Genomic DNA, 1,425 nt, shown 5'->3' with positions numbered 1-1,425 from the left:
CTGCGCCTGCGCGGAACCGGCGGCCAGCAGTGCCAGCACTAGCAGCAACCGGCGCCGCCTGAACAGACTCAGGGCCGCCAGCACAATCAGCATGCCGCCCATGGAGCTCAGGCCGCCACCGCCACCGTTACTGACAAGCTTCTGGCCGTCACTGCCATTATTGACGGCCAACGTGCCCGGGTCACGGATCACCCCGTCGGCAACGCCATCCAGATCATTGGGGCCGCCGTCCTGGATCACCAGACGGACACAGTTATCACCCTCGGTGAGCCCAGCTGTCCAGCGGTCGGACCCGGGCCATGGGCAGTCGCCGGCAGAGGAGGCAGAGAACAGCTGGTTGGCGTCATCTTCAGCAAAGGTTTCCCAGTTCTGGCGGATATACTTGCGCCACACGGCGTCCGCCGGTATCACCTCGCCCCTTGGCAGGGGAATGACCACCGGCACCGACTGGCCGGCAAAATCCAGCCCGGACACTTCGAAGTCCACCAGGTAACCAAGGTGACGGAACAAAGTATCACGGGCGTTTCTGACAGGAACATCAGCCCCCTCATCGCGGATTTCATCAGTGCTGATTTCCAGGCCAAAATCGCCGGTTTCCCAGGAAGCACGTTCAGACATCTGGCCAAGGGCCAGCCTGTAGCCAATGGGTGCTTCCAGGTAGACGGCCCCTTCGGTGCGATCAGTCTCGCTGCAATTGCGGTCTGGCTGGTCCCTGAAGTTACCGCTGCCTTCGGGACAGATCGGCCGCCGGTTACGGCTGTCCTGCCCGTCGGTCAGGAATCCGTCGAAGGCATCGATGGCTTCAAGGTCGTCGTCGCCCACAAACCGCAGCCGCGTTGCGGCAGTCACCTGGCGCTGGGCACCTGCAGTTTCAGTAACCACAACCCGCACCGTGCCCAGGTCTTCGGTTGTCATCCGGGCCGGGTCAATCTGCACGCTGGCGCCTGTTTCGTTCTGAACACCAAGCACAAGCGACGACTGGCTCCAATCGAAACTGTGGGAAGCCGGGTCAAACGCTACGCCGCTTGCAGGGCTGATTGCGGTGACTGTCACCACACCCTCGTTGCGGGATGCAACCGGCAGGTCGGACAGATCGTCAGCGCCCTGCTCAATACCCAGACGCACGGGCAACGGCAACTCGGCGGGTTGGCGCAGTACCAGGCGATGCTCGGAGGGATTACCCAGCAGCGCATCATCGGCGCCCTGTCCCTGCTGCAACGCGATGGTTACCTCACCAACGCTGGCGGCCGGAGTAAGGCTAAGGGAAATAATGCTTTCCTGTTCGCCGCCGGCTTCAAACCGGAAGCTGCCAGTGGCATCCAGGTCAGAACTGCCCAGCAGATTGTGGTTTTCCACCTGGTAAGGCACGGTAACCGGGAACTGCGCCGGAATACCCTGCAGCGCAGCCCTCACCGTCACTTCCTC

The 1,425-nt window shown here is 62.3% G+C and carries 1 protein-coding gene; it reads right to left on the bottom strand.

Translation table 11 applies throughout. The annotated features are described in order from the left end of the window. Nucleotides 1–1,425, bottom strand: a 1,425-nt coding sequence (locus ACESMW_RS18725; RefSeq protein WP_372988476.1) for a choice-of-anchor U domain-containing protein, incomplete at both ends; no start/stop codon positions are given.

The sequence above is a fragment of the Marinobacter sp. genome (assembly GCF_041690455.1).
GTDB lineage: Bacteria > Pseudomonadota > Gammaproteobacteria > Pseudomonadales > Oleiphilaceae > Marinobacter.
The sequence above is the reverse complement of the archived record's forward strand: the minus strand, read 5'-3'. Positions and strand labels throughout refer to the sequence as shown.